The 18,255-nt window shown below is 36.3% G+C and carries 16 protein-coding genes and 3 riboswitches; of the genes, 6 read left to right on the plus strand and 10 right to left on the minus strand.

The genetic code is table 11. From position 1 onward, the window contains the following. The first annotated feature begins 157 nt into the window (after positions 1–157). Entirely contained in the window at positions 158–1,909 is a 1,752-nt protein-coding gene (locus TR08_RS33510; RefSeq protein WP_045514589.1) for an ABC transporter ATP-binding protein, read from the plus strand. Between the two features lie 438 nt (positions 1,910–2,347). On the opposite strand, the gene TR08_RS00115 is transcribed toward TR08_RS33510, so the two are convergent. Further along, complete coding sequence (locus TR08_RS00115; protein ID WP_045514591.1) at positions 2,348–2,815, minus strand: hypothetical protein; 468 nt, start codon at positions 2,813–2,815, stop codon at positions 2,348–2,350. 14 nt (positions 2,816–2,829) lie between these two features. Then, positions 2,830–3,309 carry a GyrI-like domain-containing protein gene (locus tag TR08_RS00120; protein ID WP_045514596.1) on the minus strand — a complete coding sequence of 160 codons (480 nt, stop codon included), beginning with the start codon at positions 3,307–3,309 and terminating at the stop codon, positions 2,830–2,832. A gap of 108 nt (positions 3,310–3,417) precedes the next feature. Here TR08_RS00120 and TR08_RS00125 point away from each other — a divergent pair, with 108 nt between their 5' ends. Next, positions 3,418–4,380, plus strand: coding sequence for a helix-turn-helix transcriptional regulator (locus TR08_RS00125; protein WP_045514598.1), 963 nt, complete (start codon positions 3,418–3,420; stop codon positions 4,378–4,380). Positions 4,381–4,702: 322 nt separating this feature from the next. Here TR08_RS00125 and TR08_RS00130 read toward each other — a convergent pair whose 3' ends face one another. The 6 genes from TR08_RS00130 to TR08_RS00155 form a co-directional block, all read right to left on the minus strand. Beyond that, positions 4,703–6,643, minus strand: a complete 1,941-nt coding sequence (locus tag TR08_RS00130; protein WP_045514599.1) for an ABC transporter permease — start codon at positions 6,641–6,643, stop codon at positions 4,703–4,705. After that, a complete protein-coding gene (locus TR08_RS00135; RefSeq protein ID WP_045514601.1) occupies positions 6,633–7,394 on the minus strand; it encodes an ABC transporter ATP-binding protein in 762 nt (253 codons plus the stop codon). Before TR08_RS00135 ends, TR08_RS00130 begins: the two co-directional genes overlap by 11 nt. 99 nt (positions 7,395–7,493) lie before the next feature. After that, positions 7,494–8,498 carry a sensor histidine kinase gene (locus TR08_RS00140; protein ID WP_045514603.1) on the minus strand — a complete coding sequence of 335 codons (1,005 nt, stop codon included), beginning with the start codon at positions 8,496–8,498 and terminating at the stop codon, positions 7,494–7,496. After that, positions 8,495–9,187 (minus strand): response regulator transcription factor, encoded by a 693-nt coding sequence (locus TR08_RS00145; RefSeq protein WP_045514815.1) that lies wholly within the window; start codon positions 9,185–9,187, stop codon positions 8,495–8,497. Before TR08_RS00145 ends, TR08_RS00140 begins: the two co-directional genes overlap by 4 nt. A gap of 343 nt (positions 9,188–9,530) precedes the next feature. Next, complete coding sequence (locus tag TR08_RS00150; protein WP_045514606.1) at positions 9,531–9,983, minus strand: C40 family peptidase; 453 nt, start codon at positions 9,981–9,983, stop codon at positions 9,531–9,533. Positions 9,984–10,292: 309 nt separating this feature from the next. Beyond that, positions 10,293–10,919 carry a DUF2238 domain-containing protein gene (locus TR08_RS00155; protein WP_238579039.1) on the minus strand — a complete coding sequence of 209 codons (627 nt, stop codon included), beginning with the start codon at positions 10,917–10,919 and terminating at the stop codon, positions 10,293–10,295. A gap of 277 nt (positions 10,920–11,196) precedes the next feature. After that, positions 11,197–11,380, plus strand: a riboswitch (Lysine riboswitch). Positions 11,381–11,484: 104 nt separating this feature from the next. Between TR08_RS00155 and TR08_RS00160 the strand changes: the two genes are divergently transcribed. The 3 genes from TR08_RS00160 to TR08_RS00170 all read left to right on the plus strand — a co-directional run bounded on the left by TR08_RS00160 (position 11,485) and on the right by TR08_RS00170 (position 13,892). Then, positions 11,485–12,321 carry a transporter substrate-binding domain-containing protein gene (locus tag TR08_RS00160; protein WP_045514609.1) on the plus strand — a complete coding sequence of 279 codons (837 nt, stop codon included), beginning with the start codon at positions 11,485–11,487 and terminating at the stop codon, positions 12,319–12,321. Between the two features lie 63 nt (positions 12,322–12,384). Beyond that, positions 12,385–13,128 (plus strand): amino acid ABC transporter permease, encoded by a 744-nt coding sequence (locus TR08_RS00165; protein WP_045514611.1) that lies wholly within the window; start codon positions 12,385–12,387, stop codon positions 13,126–13,128. A gap of 20 nt (positions 13,129–13,148) precedes the next feature. After that, complete coding sequence (locus tag TR08_RS00170; RefSeq protein ID WP_045514614.1) at positions 13,149–13,892, plus strand: amino acid ABC transporter ATP-binding protein; 744 nt, start codon at positions 13,149–13,151, stop codon at positions 13,890–13,892. A gap of 74 nt (positions 13,893–13,966) precedes the next feature. Here TR08_RS00170 and TR08_RS00175 read toward each other — a convergent pair whose 3' ends face one another. After that, positions 13,967–15,166: a phosphoglycerate dehydrogenase gene (locus TR08_RS00175; RefSeq protein WP_045514617.1), complete on the minus strand. Its 1,200-nt coding sequence runs from the start codon at positions 15,164–15,166 to the stop codon at positions 13,967–13,969. Positions 15,167–15,225: 59 nt separating this feature from the next. After that, a riboswitch (ZMP/ZTP riboswitch) is annotated at positions 15,226–15,304 on the minus strand. Between the two features lie 170 nt (positions 15,305–15,474). After that, positions 15,475–15,578: riboswitch (TPP riboswitch) on the plus strand. Positions 15,579–15,690: 112 nt separating this feature from the next. Here TR08_RS00175 and tenA point away from each other — a divergent pair. Beyond that, entirely contained in the window at positions 15,691–16,404 is a 714-nt protein-coding gene (tenA, locus tag TR08_RS00180; protein WP_045514620.1) for a thiaminase II, read from the plus strand. A 58-nt stretch (positions 16,405–16,462) separates the two neighbouring features. On the opposite strand, the gene TR08_RS00185 is transcribed toward tenA, so the two are convergent. Next, positions 16,463–18,127, minus strand: a complete 1,665-nt coding sequence (locus TR08_RS00185) for a peptide ABC transporter substrate-binding protein (RefSeq protein ID WP_045514622.1) — start codon at positions 18,125–18,127, stop codon at positions 16,463–16,465. Positions 18,128–18,255: the final 128 nt, after the last annotated feature.

Genomic DNA, 18,255 nt, shown 5'->3' on the forward strand with positions numbered 1-18,255 from the left:
CAATTGCATTATTCCGATAGAAATAGTATACTTTAAACTTAGATAATGTCAATATTAAGTTATTTTTATATTTTTTGGTATTTCATAGAGCAACAAAAACAACCTAAAAGTACATTATAGGATTTTGAAGATATACTATTTGGCAGGTGGAAAAGCATTGGAACCAATTTTGAAGGTTGATAATTTACGAGTGTCATTTATGTCCCGAGATGAGGAGTTTGAAGCAGTACGAGGTGTGAGCTTCGAGGTGCGAAAAGGGGAAACATTAGGGATTGTTGGAGAATCAGGAAGTGGTAAAAGTGTTACTGCCCGGTCGATTATGCGGCTGCTGCCATCTCCGCCTTCTTTCATGAAAGAGGGAGAAATCTTATTCTTAGGGGAAAATCTTGCCGATAAAACGGAAAAAGAAATGGAAAGCATTCGCGGACGTGATATCGGGATGATTTTTCAAGACCCAATGACTTCCTTGAATCCGACGATTCGGATTGGGAAGCAAATAGCCGAAAGTTTACGAAAGCATCAAAAATTATCTAAGAAAGATGCGAAGACTGAAGCCATTGAATTACTGAAGCTTGTAGGGATTCGTAACAGCGAGACACGCTATAATCAATATCCGCATGAATTTTCTGGAGGGATGCGCCAACGAGTTATGATTGCCATAGCCCTTGCCTGCCGTCCAACACTATTAATTGCCGACGAACCAACTACAGCCCTCGATGTAACCATACAGGCGCAAATCTTAAATTTGATGAAACATATGCAAGAGCGATTTGGTACATCGATCATTTTAATTACACATGATCTGGGTGTTGTTGCTGGTATGTGTGACCGTGTGGCTGTCATGAAGGATGGAGAAATTGTCGAGTCAGGTACGACTGAGGAAATCTTTGAAAATCCGAAGCATCCCTATACATTAAAGCTATTACATGCACTGCCCCGGCTTAATGAGAAAAAGAAACCGAAGCGTGCTCCGCTTATTTTGCCTGGCACAGATTCAAGCAACCCATTACTTGATGTCCGTTCGCTCAAGCAATATTTTGATTTAGGTAAAGGAAATGTATTAAAAGCGGTAGATAATATTAGCTTTCATATTAAGCCGGGTGAAACGCTAGGGCTCGTCGGTGAATCCGGATCCGGCAAGTCGACAACAGGAAGAGCTGTTTTACGTCTTAATGAACCTACTGGGGGTGAGGTTTTATACCAAGGGATTCCAGTGAACCGGCTTTCGCAAGGAGAAATGAAAGTGATGCGCCGGCATATGCAGATGATTTTCCAGGATCCGTATGCCTCGCTTAATCCGCGCTTTAAAGTGCTTGATATTATCGGGCAAGCATTGGATATTCATAAACTCGCAGATAGTAAGGATGCGAGAAAAAAGAGAGTCGAAGAGCTGCTGGATATGGTGGGGCTTGAGCCATCACATGCTTTGCGCTATCCGCATGAATTTTCCGGTGGGCAGCGGCAGCGGATCGGAATTGCACGTGCACTTGCGGTGGAACCAAAATTCATCGTCTGTGATGAACCGCTGTCCGCACTTGATGTATCCATCCAATCTCAGGTCGTTACATTGTTAGAAGACCTTCAGCATCGCCTTGGGCTGACCTATTTATTTATTGCACATGACCTGTCGATGGTCAAGCATATAAGTGACCGTGTCGCGGTCATGTATGCCGGGAAAATTGTAGAACTTGCAGAAAGCGAGGAGCTCTATTCAAACCCGCAGCATGACTATACAAAATCCCTGCTCTCTGCCATTCCAATTCCCGATCCGAAGATCGAAGCGAAGAAGAAAAGAACGTTAATGGAAGAGCAGACAGATGAAGATAAATATCAATTGAAGCAATCCGAGCTCGTTGAAATAAGTAAGGGGCATTGGGTCGCTCTGCCGAAAGTAGTTGCAAATGTTTAAGGGTCTTTGGAGCCTATTAATAGGTACCATATTAGTTTAAGGATTGCTCTTTTGTGCATTTGAAGTACAGCGGACTCAACAGAGGTTACTGTTTAAACATGACTCTTTAGCAAAATCAATATTGTTCAAAGAATATTCTTTTCGATATGAAGCTAATAGTTTGTGGAAATTAGTAAAAAAACTGCTGCTTAAACAGGTGCGGTGAACCGTATCATAAGTAAATGAGGTTTTTGCGAAAAAAGAAACAGCACCCTTTAGTTTGATAAAGTGGTGCTGTTATGCTATTTGGATGCCTAGATAAACATTTGTTGGATGAATGGTTGTTTTTACGCTTGCGATGAATGTAATTTTCAATCAGGATTTTCTTATCCAAATGAAGAAAAAGAATGGCCAAATTCAAAGAATGGCTGAATTTCTCCACTTGCGCTTATGCTTACTTTAATATTCTCCTTTAATGACAAAAAAAGAGCCCCGAATGGTTCCAGCTAGTTTAGACTTCTGTCTAGCAAACTTAAACTTTCCTTCTAACTCCTTTGGTATCTCCATCCCCTCAGAAAGCTTAAAACCAACAGCTCGCTTCGGCTTAGGGCCATCAACCGTATACAAAACGTTGACCTCAAGACCATCCTCATAAAAGACGTAGGCCCAATTGATATTTTCTACTTGAAAACGCGATGTTTCTAATGGTTTGGCAGCAAACTCAATATCACGTTCTTCTTTCAAAATTCGGTTCACATATTCAAGGGTCTCCTGACTTTCACTAGCTGGTACAACCGTAAATTCATGCTTATATTTGTTCATAAAGTAACGAGCTTCATTCGCACGTAAACCTGCAAGTGCTTCTGCTATGGGTGAAGATTCTACACCAGCGGTAGACACATTTTTAAAATCAACGATATAGGACAATTCCATCTCTCCTTTTATTTCCTAACAACAGGAATCCACATTTCTCCAAATACTAAGCCGTCTCGCTGTCCCATCTCAACCGATGCATTTGGCCCGCCAACATAGGCAAAATCCTTTGCTTCCGGCAAAACTTGACCAAAGGCAATACCAGTAAGCGTATTACTCAACACTTCAGACGTCTCTGCTTCCCCTTTTACAACCAGGTATTCCCCTCTAGGAAATTGAATTACCCTAGATGCTTCTGGTAATGATGCCTCTGTCATGACGCCAGCATAATGCATCATCTTGTTATTCACCGCTTCATTCACGACAAAAATGTAATCATTTGTGGCTACGGCTTTTAACTTTTCAAGCCTTCCATCTTGTTTAACGGCCGACCAGAAGTCTGCCTTTTCTTTATTTATGCCAGCATAGTCTGTGTAGTGGCTCTTAAGCTCAGTTCCAATACCTAAAACGGTAAAGCTTTCTTTTTCTTCTAGGGTATAATTTGTCATATTCAAACCATCCTCTTTTTTAGATTTTCAAATGATTTGTCTTTTCACTTGATGAGTTTATAATAGTCTTTAATCATGTCAAAAAATGATACTGTTTAGGAGGTCCCGATGAAAAAAGTTGAACGGATTAATATCATTATGCGGTATATCAACAACCGATCCCACTTTACCATTTCTGAGATCATGCAAGAATTTAACATCTCTCGTTCGACGGCTATTAGAGATATAAGAGAAATTGAATCCATGGGGATGCCGCTTGTCGCTGAAGTTGGAAGGGATGGGGGTTATTTTGTCATGAACAACTCTGTCCTGCCCACAGTTCGCTTTACCGATAATGAGATTAAAGCTCTTTTTATTGCCTTTATGGCCACAAGAAATCAACAACTCCCTTATCTAAAGAGTCGTCAGTCGTTAGCTGAAAAATTACTAGGCCTCATCTCAGAAAACCAGCAAGATGACCTTGTTCTATTAAATCAAATCTTGCTTTTTGGAGGGACCAACCCTAATAATCCCGACCTGCTTGAACTGTCAGACCTACCCCATCCTATGTTAGAAAAACTCATCCAAATCCTTCTTTCGGATCGCAATTTATTGATTACCATCCAAGAAAATAAGGTGATCAATTCATATCCAATTATTCTCTTGCACCTTTATCAAGAAAAAGGAACTTGGCTGATTGATGGCTTTGATTTAAAGGATGAACAGAGGAGGATTTTCCCTGTCGACAATCTCACCGATGTCAAACCATCCCCTATGAAAAAAAGATTAAGTATGAAAAAGATTTTAGAAAAAATAATGAAGCAGGAAGAAGTAATCAACCTTGTCCTTGAACTTGGTCCAAAGGCGATTGCCCAGTTTAAAAAATATCATCCTTTAAAAGTTTCAATTTCCTATACGAATCCTTACCAAACCACAGCCATTCTAAAGACTTTTATCAATGTTAATAATTCAGAAGAATTGACCGAAATAACAAATTGGCTGCTTTTCCTAGGTGGGGATATCAAGGTCAGGGAAGTGCCAGAAGAAGTCTTAGAAGGTTTACAAGAGAGATTATTCCTATTCTGCCCATAAGCAGTGCCAGTTAAAACCTCTAAATTTTGAGTTTGCCCAGTTGCCAGTTCCCCTCTATTTGCACATCCACAAGAGATAGAGGTTTTTGAATCTTGGAAATACTATAAGAGGGTAATAGAATTTTATCAGTACTATTCTTTATTTAATTTCTAGTAAATTCATTTTGGTAAACAAAGGTTAAACCTCATTTAGATACGTTACGGGGAACCGTATCATAAGTAAATGAGGTTTTTAACAGCTGAATGTAAAAGCTTAAAAAGTATAAGATAATTAAAAATTGGGCTCCAGCCATATTAGACTGGAGCTTTATCATTTTCTATTATTATAGTGCTTCTTTTATTACTTTTTTATAATAGAGTACGGATAGTATACCGAAAATCGAGTATAATGCGGTATATAATAACATGACAATAATCATCGGTGTCCACAATTCAGTACCAAACATGAACCAACCGGATTTTACTGCAAAATAACTATGGGTTAAGCCAATGACTAAAGGGATACCGAAATTAAAGATTTGCTTTGCTTGAATGCCTCTTAACAAATCTCCTTGTGTAAATCCAAGCTTTCTTAATATCGTATAATTAGGTTTTTCTTCTTCGCTCTCATCCATTTGTTTAAAGTATAAAATACAACCAGATGTAACTAAAAAGGTTAATCCTAAAAAGCCAACGATAAACATGATAAGCCCCATGTTTCGTTTCTGATTATTGCTCATTTCTAAACGTGAGTCATTTTTACCATTAAAGGTCATATTTTGAAAAAGATCATTAGCTTCTTCCAAATTAGCTTCATCTTGCAAATCAATTCCGATATAAAGAGTCGATTCTTTTTGAATTTCTGGGATAATATCTTTTTTTAATCGCTCAAAAATAGTTTCATCCACAATTGCGACAGGGAATCCACCGCTTGTAAAATAGTATGATACGATGTATTCCTTCCTTAGGCCTAAATATTTTTGCGGTATCACTACATTTTTCCCTTTTAATTCGATTTGACCTGAACTTTTTAGTGGCATAAATTTTTGTATGGAATCATTATAACCTGTAAAAAGGGTTTCCTCTGCAGATAACTCAACACTAGTGGCCGCCTTGTCACTGATGACAGGAATTGTCATATTCCTTGGATCAGAATTCATACCCTCTATTTTTGATTCTGCTATTTTTTCTATGTTTGCATATACCTGAATGACATCAATCATTTTTTCGTTATACTTAATTTCATTTATTTTTAATGCTTCTTTGAAATTTTCAGCATCTTGTTTATTTGTAATTGAAAAATCAGCTACTACATTATTTTGAGCTAATCTTTCTACTGAGTAGTGCGAAATATAGCTTAAGGATAACAAGCCGATAGCAAGTGCAGATACTGTCGTAATAATGGTTAATAATAAAGCATTTGATTTCATCCGAAACATGATGGATGAAAGAGACAATACTTCATTAATCGTTAAATAACCATCTTTCTTTTTTCGAATAACATAAAAGATAAATCGAACAGATCCTTTGTAAAAAAGATAAGTCCCGATAATAACAGACGCTAATATAAAGAGCATGGCTAAGAATAGTTCATTCATTGTTGTAAAGTCGCCACTAAATAATTTGGATGAAATATAATAGCCTATAAGGATCATTAAAATCCCTAAAATTCCGTAGATCATTTCAAAAAAAGACACTTTTTTAACTTTTTCTTCTGTCGATGAAAGAACTCTAAATAGAGATAAGATACTTTGTCTTTTAATAAATAAAAAATTTATCAACATGATAAAGAAATAGATCATAGTAAAAACAACAACAGTTTGAATCAATGCTTCTGTTGAAAATCTTAATGTGGCGACGTCCTCAACACCGGTAATTTTAAATAGGATCATCATGATTAATTTTGAAATAGAAAACCCGATAAAGATTCCAATGAGTAAGGAACCAAAATATAGAATAAAATTTTCAAGTGTAAGAATGCGAAAAATTCTGCTTTTTGTCATCCCTATTAACTGAAATAAACCAATTTCTTTACTGCGTCGTTTAATAAAAATGTTATTGGCGTATAAAAGAAAAATGGAGACAATCGCAACGAGTAAAACGGATGCTGTCTTGATTGCAGCTGCCCCTTTAATCGAACCTTTTGTTTCATCCATTGCAGGATCAAATTGCAGTGTGACAAAGGCAAAATACAGTGCCACTGTAAAAACTAGGGCAAAAACATAGAGATAATAATTTTTCAAATTTTTTTTCAAGTTTTGAAGGATGAGATGATTAATGCTCATTTTGCACCCCGCCCAATACACCTTGTGTTTTCATGATGTCATGGAAGAAATCCTGTCTCGATTCCTCACCCTTCGTTAATTGAGTATAGATTTGACCATCCTTAATAAATATGACCCGGCTGCAATAGCTGGCTGCGACTGCATCATGAGTGACCATTAGTATAGTGGCATTTCGTTTTTGATTTAAATCGCTTAGTTTGTTTAACAAATCGGAAGCTGATTTTGAATCAAGTGCCCCTGTTGGTTCGTCAGCAAAAATAATGCTTGGTTCATGAATAAAGGCTCGAGCTGCAGATGTACGCTGTTTCTGACCACCGGAAATTTCATTTGGATATTTATCTTTTATATCATAAATGCCGAGCTCTTTAGCCAATGTATTAAATTTCTCATCTGCTTCTCTCTTGGCTGTTTTTGTAATCGATAATGGTAATAGAATATTTTCTTTAACTGTTAGGGTATCTAATAAGTTATATTCTTGAAAAATAAAACCTAAATGATTTTTTCGGAATTCTGCTAATTGCTTTTCTTTCATGGCTGTCATTTCTTTTCCTTCGATATAAATTGACCCGTTACTAACTTTATCAATTGAGGAAAGAATATTAAGTAAGGTTGTTTTCCCTGAACCCGATGCACCCATGATACTCACAAATTCCCCATTTTTAATGCTAACATCTAGACCCTTCAGTACGTCTTGTTTGTTAAATTTATTACCATAGCTTTTATGAATTTTTGTTGCTTCTAAAATATTCATATCCACACACCTCTTGATTTGATATTTTTATTATAGAAGGCTTTGCTGTCCGATTCCTTCGATTGACCATACAAATAATAAAAGCATGTGACAATTTTGTCACATGCCTGTGATATTTAGGAATTGATTTCTTTTTGGAAAGATTAAAGTGAAAGTTGTACCAATTCCTAGTTTTGAATGTACATCTATATTTATTAATAATGGCTTTGCTACTTTTTTTGCTAAATATAATCCCATGCCTGTTGCAGCATTATCATGGTGTTTTACGGTTGATGTAAAGCCTTTATCAAACATGCGTGTAATATCCTTTGGGTCAATACCTCGCCCAAAGTCTTTCACCTCTAAAATGGTTTGATCATCATGTTGATAACTTTTAACGATGATATCCGATGCTTCGCTATATTTTATGGCGTTTGTTAAAAGCTGTCTGATGATAAACGCTAGCCATTTGGCATCGCTAAGGACATCTTTAACCTCGATATGTAAATCAAAGCCAATTCCTTTTTGAATACACCAAGATTGTAAATCTTTAATTTCCTTAGTGATTAAGACTTTTATATCTGTAACCTCTATATATAAATCATTTTCTATAAATGGTATACGTTTTTGATGAAGCTGCTGATCAAGTAGTAGATGAATTCTTAACCATTCATAAATTAAATTCGATTTCATTGTTCCATTGTCTAGTCGATCAATCATTAATCTCATAGTTGTTAACGGTGTTTTAACTTCATGAATCCAAGATAATAATTCATCTTTCTCCAGCTCTAAGGACATCAGATTTTGTGAAGCAATCTGTTTCAACAATTCAGTCTGGCTCGTAACACTATTCTCAATAATTTTTTCAAAAGGGCTCTCTGGAGTAGAAATACTCGTTAAATCAAGATTGTTTTCCCACGCTTCTATACTTTTATAAAATTTAGTTTCCTTATTGTAGCGGATAATTAAAAATATGGTGAAAATAATCAATGATAAAAAGACAATATAGACGATAGGATCTAACGGGATTGTTGAATCAAAATATGAGACAAGGATGATAAATAATTGTAGAAATAAAAATAGAATAATCCAGCTGAGCCTTTCAATTAAATATTTTTTAATCATCTAAAATTTGCCTCTTCTTTAGCGATATAACCTTGACCAACCTTTGTTTCAATATACTGTCCTAAGCCAAGCTCCTCCAGTTTTTTTCGTAACCGGTTTACATTGACAGTTAAGGTATTATCACTCACAAAGCGCTCATCATCCCATAAGCTTTTGATTAATTCTTCTCGACTCACTATTTTATTCTTTTGTTCAATAAGAAGTTTTAAGATATAAATTTCATTCTTTGTTAGCTCAATTGAACCTGAGTCATTTGCAACAGTATTTTTTTCAAAATCTACTGTTGCACCGCACCATGTTTTAAGTGAAATTGGTTCATTATTGTAATTATATACTCGGCGAAGAATCGCCTGTATCTTAGCAATGAGAACATCAAAATGAAATGGCTTTTGAATAAAGTCATCCGCTCCAAGCTGCATAGACATCACCATATCGGTAGGATGATCACGTGAAGATAAAAATAGAATAGGAACGTTCGAAATGGATCGAATCATTCGACACCAATGAAACCCATCAAATTTTGGCAATTGAATATCAATAATGACTAAATCAGGTTTTATGATTGTAAATTCTTGAATCACTTTACTAAAATCATCAATACCATAAACATCGTAAGACCACCCAGTCAATCTTTCTTTGATTTCATTAAACAATGTTTTATCATCTTCTATTAGCAATAACTTAAACAAGGCAATCACCACACTTTTTACTTTTCCTTAATTAAATTGTATAGTAAAAATTTCCTGTGTGCCAGGGTGGAGGAATTTAATCGTAAATTGTTCTCATTTAGATACATTACGGTGAACCGTACCATAAATAGAGGCGGTATTTTTTAGAATAAAGGCTCTGTTAATATCAATTAATAATTTTGACAGAGCCACATTGACTACTTTTTACCATAAAACAAAACAATAAGTAATGGAGCAACACTTTAACGTTGCTTCAAGTTATTAGGTTTCAGTTACTTTTAGAGTTTTTTTATGGAAGAAATCGTATATGGATAAGAAAAAGACCATCTAGGAAGGATGGTCTTTAAATGCGCTTTGTTCCAATGTATCTTGGATGCCAATATGGGTTGTTTGTACTTGTAATCATGACACCCTTTGATGAAGAAGCCATAATCATTTTACCGTTTCCGATATACATTGCAACATGTGTTGGATTACTTGCTTTGTTTGGAGCATAGAACATTAAATCACCTGGTTGTATATAATTATAGATCCGATATCCGTTTCCATAGAACATTTGAGCGGCTGTTCGGTTTAGCGTTTTTCCAGCTCTAGCATATGAATACTTAACAAGACCTGAACAATCAAAACCGCTTGGTGACATCCCACCCCATCGATAAGGTACTCCAAGGTTAGCCTTTGCAACTGAAACTGCTTTTGTATGATAATATGCTGCTTCTGCTTTATCACCCTTGTTAGCAAACAAAGTGCCACAAGAAACTAAAATGATTAATGCTACGATTAATTTCTTAAGCATGATTGTTACCTCCTAGTGTGATTTGATAGTTCCAATATACTAGAAGGCCGTAACAGTGACATCACAGCAAAATTACGATTTTATTACAAAGTTATTCTAAAATAATTTTATTCCATTGATACTAAACTAAAAGCATAAAGGAAAAACCACTGAGAATATTCTCAGCGGTCTTCCAGTAATTACTTATTATTGATAAGTAATTATAAATATTGGCTTCACCTGCACCGTATATTACAGCTATTTGAGCCGGGAGAGTGTTGTTTTCTATTTAAATCAGGTGAGATATCTACGTTATTTTAATTTAGATACCTACTCATTATCTATTTTTCCCAATCCTTTATAAAGGATCTTTATGAAAAAAAGCGAAAGAATGGAACCCACTAGTAAAAGTGCCATATCCTTCTGGGAGTCCCATATGTCTCCTTGCATGCCTAAAAAATCTTTTGTGGCTTTCCCTTCTTTCCCTATTTTTGTACTTACCCACTCAATGATTTCGTAGAGAGCCCCGATTGCTAGTGTTATACATACAGCAATAAAATTTGTCGTTTTACTTTTCAATAAAACAGTTTTCCTTAATAATATCTCTATTACAACTATGACCATAAGCCCCTTAAGAAAATGACCAAACCGATCATAATAGTTTCTTTGTAAATCAAAGTAATCTTTGATCCATGTAAAGAGAGGAACTTTGGAATAAGAATAATGCCCTCCTATAAACGTTAAAATGACAAGAAGGGTAATAATGACATAGGAAACAGTGGTAAGGCGAAACCGATTGTATGTTGATATCAAGAATATTAAAACTACTACTGAAGGTAACGTCTCCATCAACAAAACCCTATAACCTTCCTCAGGTTTAATCAGGGACCAAATAAGAACAAGCATAACAACAAATAACAAGAAAAAATGTATCGAACTACCTTTTTTATGTGACACACAAATCACTCCATAAGAAAACAAGATGAATTTAGTATTTGCTAAACATTTAAATAATATAAAAAGATATATAGGGTGCTAGGATACTTTACTTTTTTTGCATAATCCAATAGCAAAGAGGCCTCTCGACTCATCTCAACAAATCCGAACATAAATACAACGTCTCATGCTGTACCATGTTGAAACAGTGGTTTAAATTTTCTAAAAAGGACCAGTTGACGGATTTCAACATTATGCTGTAGTATATAAAGATAATTTAATAAGACCTCACTTTTTACAGTGAGGTAGAGGCGCGATATTTAACAGTCTTTAGTGGAGCTTGAGAAGCAGTGATTCTAAGGAGAAGGAAATGTCGCCGAAGTTTGTAATATTCTCGAGTCATTACATGCTGGGTCTGTAGTTAAGAGCTGCAGGACTGTCTCAATAAACTTTCTGGTTTATTGAGTTGTGCTATCTCATTTGGGATAAAAGAGAGGACTTTAGGGAACTAGCATAGTGCGACCTGAGTTTATCTCAGGTCGTTTTTTGTTTTTGTAAACTATAGAAAAACAGGAGGAGAAACATCATGAGAAACAAGTTAACAATATTCATAGTTTTGTTGGTTTCAACCATTCTTCTATTAGCAGGATGTGGGACAAGTAATGGTTCTGATTCTGGATCATCAGAAGATAATACTTTTAAGGTTGGTCTTGAAGCAGGATATGCACCATTCAACTGGACTCAAAACGATGATTCCAACGGTGCGGTTAAAATAGATGGCTCTGCAGAATATGCAGGCGGATATGATGTAGAAATCGCTAAAAAAGTGGCTGAAGGTTTAGGAAAAGAATTAGTTATTGTCAAAACAGAGTGGGATGGCCTTGTACCAGCTTTAACATCAGGTAAAATTGATGCAATCATCGCTGGTATGTCACCGACAGCAGAACGGAAAGAAGCCATCGACTTTTCGGATAATTACTATACATCAAATTTAGTTATGGTTGTGAAAAAAGGCAGCAAGTATGAAGGGGCTACTTCTATCCAAGATTTCAAAGGAGCAAAAGTTACAGCTCAATTAAATACGTTCCACTATTCAGTGATCGACCAAATTGAAGGTGTAGACAAGAAAACGGCGATGGACAACTTCCCAGCAATGAGGGTAGCTCTTGAATCAGGGATGATTGATGGATACGTTTCAGAGCGTCCAGAAGGAGTTAGTGCATCAGCTGCTAATGAAAACTACGTAATGGTTGAATTTGAAGAGGGATTTGAAACATCAGAAGATGATACAGCAATCGCTGTCGGTCTTAAAAAAGGCAGTGACCTTACAGATAAAATCAATAAAATTTTAGCAGGTATCTCTGAGGAAGAACGTACAAGTATTATGGATAATGCTATTAAGAATCAACCAGCAGCAAAATAATTATAAGGAAGCCGGCTGTATTTAATCATACAGTCGGTTTTATACAGTAAAGGAGGAAAAAAGATGAGTCTTGAGTGGGTTATAAAAATAATCTCGGAAAACTGGCCTATGTTCCTTCGTGGTGCGGGTTTAACACTTTTGATTGCTCTTATTGGGACGGTTTTTGGGGCAATTATTGGTTTATTAGCAGGGGTAATACGAACAATTCCAGTACCTGAACGTGGGGCGAAAAAAGTATTTTTAAAATTGATTAACGTAATCCTTTCTATTTATATTGAATTCTTCCGTGGAACACCGATGATTGTACAAGCTATGGTAATTTATTATGGTTCTGCTTTAGCATTTGGTTTAGATATGAATGTTTTTGTTGCAGCGATTATTGTTGTATCGATCAATACAGGAGCATATATGGCGGAAATTGTTCGTGGTGGGATTGTTTCGATTGATAAAGGGCAGTTCGAAGCGGCTCATGCTATAGGAATGAATCATATACAAACGATGTGGAATGTTGTATTACCACAGGTTATTCGAAATATTCTACCTGCAACAGGAAATCAATTTGTTATTAATATTAAAGATACGTCCGTTCTGAATGTTATCTCAGTTACAGAATTATATTTCGTAACAAAGTCGATTTCAGGAAATAACTTTAGATATTTTGAATCATTTTTCGTAGCATGTATGATTTATTTTGTGATGACCTTTATTGTAACAAGAATATTGCTATACCTTGAAAAGAAATTAGATGGCTCTGACAACTATACGATGATTGGAAACGATACACAATTAGAAGTAAGTCAAAAATAATGGGAGAAGGAGGAGAGAATATGGAAAAGATTATTGATATTCAACATTTAAACAAATCCTTTGGAACGCATGAAGTATTAAAAGACATTAATTTTTCGGTGAATAAAGGAGAAGTAGTCTCCATCATCGGTTCCTCAGGATCTGGTAAATCAACTCTTCTTCGTTGTATTAATCTTTTAGAAAAACCAAGCGGCGGACAAATAATCTATCATGGTGAAAATATTTTGGATGACAAGCATGATGTAGCTGACTACCGGAAGCATTTAGGGATGGTATTCCAACAATTTAACTTATTTAACAATCACAATGTTTTAAACAATTGTGTGGTAGGACAAGTAAAAGTATTAAAACGTTCCAAAGAAGAAGCTGAAAAAGTAGCGTTGAAGTATTTGAAAGTTGTAGGGATGGACAAATACGTTAATGCCAAACCTAAGCAATTATCAGGTGGTCAAAAGCAGCGTGTGGCGATTGCAAGAGCACTTTCTATGGAACCAGATGTGATGTTATTTGATGAACCAACTTCAGCTCTTGATCCAGAAATGGTAGGAGAGGTTCTAAAAGTCATGAAGGAACTCGCAGAATCCGGTCTTACGATGTTAATCGTAACGCACGAAATGGAATTTGCAAAAGAAGTATCTGATCGAGCGGTATTTATGGACAAGGGAGTTATTGCAGAAGAAGGAAGTCCAGAGCAAATTTTCAATAATCCAACACAAGAACGTACTAGGGAATTCCTAAAACGTACTTTAAAACAATCACATTGATTAAGGCATAAGAAATGGAGCCAGTATTGAAACTTGGCTCCATTTCTTATGGAAACTTAATTCCTCTTTCATGTTTAAATAATACGAGCTGTTACCATGCCAGAAATTTGTTTGATTTTTTCCTCTAATGCCGGAATAACATCACCATTTACCTTATTATCAATGTCAATCAACGTATATGCATATTCCCCTCTGCTTCTGTTGACCATATCCGCAATGTTTAAATGATAACTAGATATAGCAGATGTAATCTGTCCGACCATGTTTGGAACATTGTGGTGAAATGCCAATACTCGCTGCTTTCCTGTATAAGGAAGGTAAGTATTTGGGAAATTTACTGAGTTTTTGATGTTTCCTGTTTCTAAAAATTCCTTCACCTGACGGGCCGCCATTATTGCACAATTCTCCTCTGATTCATGTGAAGAGGCACCTAGGTGCGGAATCGGAACAGTATTTTTCATTTTCAGCACATTTTCATTCGGGAAATCTGTAATATACATCCCAACTTTTCCGCTTTCGAGAGCTGCTGCCATGTCTTTTTCATTCACAAGGCCATCACGTGAGAAGTTTAAAATATGAACATCCGGCTTCATTATGCTAAATGTTGCTTCGTTAAACATTTCTCTTGTATCCTCGGTTAACGGTACGTGTACAGTAATATAATCAGATTCTGAGAACAACTGTTCAATTGTTATTGCCCGCTGTACATTACGGGACAAATTCCAAGCTGTATCGACAGAGATAAACGGGTCAAACCCGATCACATCCATATCTAAATCAAGCGCATCATTCGCTACAAGCGCACCAATTGCTCCTAAACCAATGACTCCTAACGTTTTTCCTTTAATTTCTTTTCCGACAAACTGTTTTTTTCCAGCTTCCACTAGCTTTGGAATTTGGTTACCTTCACCATCCAACGCCTTTGCCCAAGCAACACCGGCAAAAAGGTTGCGGGATGAAGATATTAATGAGGTTAGTACCATCTCTTTTACGGCATTGGCATTTGCACCAGGAGTATTAAATACAACGATACCTTGCTCTGTACATCTTTCTACCGGAATATTATTCACACCTGCTCCAGCTCTTGCGATTGCTTTTAAATTATTGCCGATTTCTACTGAGTGCATATTAAAGCTACGAACAAGGATGGCATCCGGATTTTCACTGCCGTTATCAATCAAAAAATTGTCCTTTTTGAAAACCTTAAGTCCACTTTCTGCAATATTATTAAGTGTTTTGATAGTTTTCACTTTTTCTAAAGTGATAGTGTTCATAATTTTCCTCCTAATTTTTTGCTTTAATAAACAGAAAGAGGTAAGGGATATAATTCCCTTACCTCTGCCCAGGCGAACGGCTACGACACCATGTGCTCCCTCGCGGTTATCCGCGTTTCGCCAGTTACACATGGTCTTTTTTATTTATTTTATTTTATCATAATTCACCACAGTTCTCTACCTAATCATGTTAGAAAAGATTTTTAATTATTTCAAAAAAATAGACCATTAAGAACCGTACCAAACGTAAGATGTAAATTGATTGACTTAAGTAGAAAGCGAGTGTAGACTGAACATTAAGTTAATAGGAAGACCACTAGGGGAGCCATTTTATGGCTGAGACAAGAGTTATCTTGGACCCTTTGAACCTGATCTAGTTCATACTAGCGGAGGAAAGTGGAGTCTGTGTATGGATATAAAGTTATTATTCTGCCGCTCCATTTTTGGAGCGGCTTTTTCGTGTTCGAAAATTTAGTCGCTCTCCTCTAGTGTCTTCCAATAACCAATAAGGGGGAGAAAGTAAAATGAGTTTTTCAGCAGAATTAAGAAAAGAAGCAAATCCTATCTTTAATGCGATTTTTGAACATCCTTTTGTCCAAGGAATTGCCAATGGGGAATTAAAAAGCGAACAATTGATTCATTATGTTAAACAGGACTTTGAATACTTGAATTCTTTTATACGAATCTATGGAATCGCGGTTTCTAAGTGTGAGAGTCGTGAAGAAATGGAGATGTTTAATAAGCAGATTTCATTTATATTAAACAGTGAAATCCATCCACATAATAACTTTTGTCAAGTGGCAGGTGTTCCATATGAGGAATTACATGGATATCCCTTATCTCCATCAGCACATCAATATATCCGTCATATGCTTACTGTTGCGCATGAAGGAACATTAGGAGAAATCTTAGCAGTGTTATTACCATGTCCGTGGACCTATTGGGAAATCGGGAAAAAATTATTAACGGAGGTTAATCCAGATCGCTCTCACCCCTTTTATGATTGGATTAGTTTTTATGGCAATATTACCGATTCGATTACCACTAAATTTTGTGCCCGTCTAGATGAGTGGGCAAAGGAAGCACCAAAGAGAGAAAAGGAAAAGATGAAGGAACATTTCTTAATCAGTTGTCAGCTTGAATATATGTTTTGGGATATGGCCTATAAACTCGAAGAATGGCCTGTGAAAATGGAGGCAGTGAATTCTAGAGTGGTCTATGAATCGTACCATAAGTAAAAGTAAAAGAGAGGGAGAAATACCAATTGGCATTTCTCCCTCTCTTAATATATTAATCTTATTCGTTACCTACATCTGCCCATTTATATTCGTATGTTGCACCAAATGGGTTCACGAACACACCTTGAACTCTTGGAGAAACTAGTTGTGCTCTTGAAGCCTGGTAAACAGGGGCAATTACTGCATCTTCAAATAGCACTTTTTCGGCCGCTAAGAAGTTTTTATAGCGTGCTTTATTATCTGTAGCAAATTTTGTAGCTGTTTCACTAACCAACTTGTCATATTCCGCGCTAGAATATCCAGTCATATTGTTGCCGCCATCTGTAATCCATAAGTTCATGTAAGTAAATGGATCAAGGAAGTCAGGGCCCCATCTGGTAAGTTGAAGTTGATAATCCATATTTTTATCTAATTCAAGACGTTGCTTTTTTGGAATTTGTTTAATGTTGATCTTTAATCCTTTTAAATTCGTTGAAAGTTGGTTTGCAACGTATTCAACTAAGTTTTTCGTTGTCTTGTCATCATCGGCAAGGAACTCAAGTTCAACGGAGTCAGTACCTAACTCTTCCAGTCCCTTTGCCCAGAACTCTTTTGCTTTCTCAAGGTCATACGTGACAAGATCTCCACTTACTTTACGGAAATCATCACCTGTTTCAGGCATAGGTGTAAAGTCTTTCGGAACCAAGCCGTTTGCAGCGATGGACCCGTTGTTTAAAATCTCTCCTACTAACGCTTCCTTGTCAAAAGCTCTGCTGAGTGCAGCACGAATATTCTTATTTGCTAATGCTTCTGATTTTGTTTGATTAAACTTTAAGAAATAAACAAATGTATCTGCTGAAACCACATAATCGTCATTAGTAGAGTATTGGTCAACTAAATCGGATGTTAAGTCCATACGATCAGCTGTACCTTCTTCATATAAATCTAAAGCAGTTTGTGGATCTTTTACGACTTTGAATGTCAGTCTCTCCATTTTTACTGTTTTTGCATCCCAATAATCTTTATTCTTTACAAGTTCCCAGGAATCACTGGTACTAGTCCAATTGGAAATGGTGTAAGGACCGTTCGCTACTAAATTTTCTGAGCTAGTTGCAAAACTATCACCTTTTTCTTCCACAAACTTTTTGTTTAATGGGAAGAAGGTTCCAAATGTCGTTAATGTTTCAAAGTATGGTGTTGGATTTTCCAATTCAACAACTAGAGTATAATCGCCATCAGCTTTAACACCTAGTTGGTCAACAGCTACTTCACCTTTGTTTACAGCAGCAGCATTTTTGATTACTCCGCCCATCATATACGGGCCATATTCAGATGCTGTAGCTGGATCAACAGCACGCTGCCATGAATAGACAAAATCATGAGCGGTTACCGGGTCGCCATTTGACCATTTTGCATCCTCTCGTAACGTAAAGGTCCAAGTTAGGCCGTCGTCACTTACTTTATGCTTGGTCGCAATCCCAGGAGATGGTTGTGATTTTTCATCTAATCGGTATAAACCTTCCATTGTTGCAGCTAAATAGATAAAGGAAGACTCATCTGTAGCTAAAGATGGGTCCATTGAAGGAATGGCTTCTGGGTTTAAAAAGTTAAGTACTTTTTCTTCCTTTTCCTCCTCTTTCGCATTGGTACCTGCAGGTTCCTTTGACTCATCACCAGAACACGCGGCTAGTACACTTAGCAACAATCCAAATGTTAAAAGCAATAACCAATGTTTGACCTTCATTCGTTTTTCCCCCTAAATAGTATTTAAGTCTGAATATTATATATCTACTGAAAATTGAGACTCTAATATTGATTATACTCATTAACTTGTTTACTTGTAAAGAAATTGGGTAATTTTTGGAGGGTTTT

Source organism: Neobacillus niacini (assembly GCF_000759675.1).
GTDB classification, from domain to species: domain Bacteria; phylum Bacillota; class Bacilli; order Bacillales; family Cytobacillaceae; genus Neobacillus; species Neobacillus niacini_A.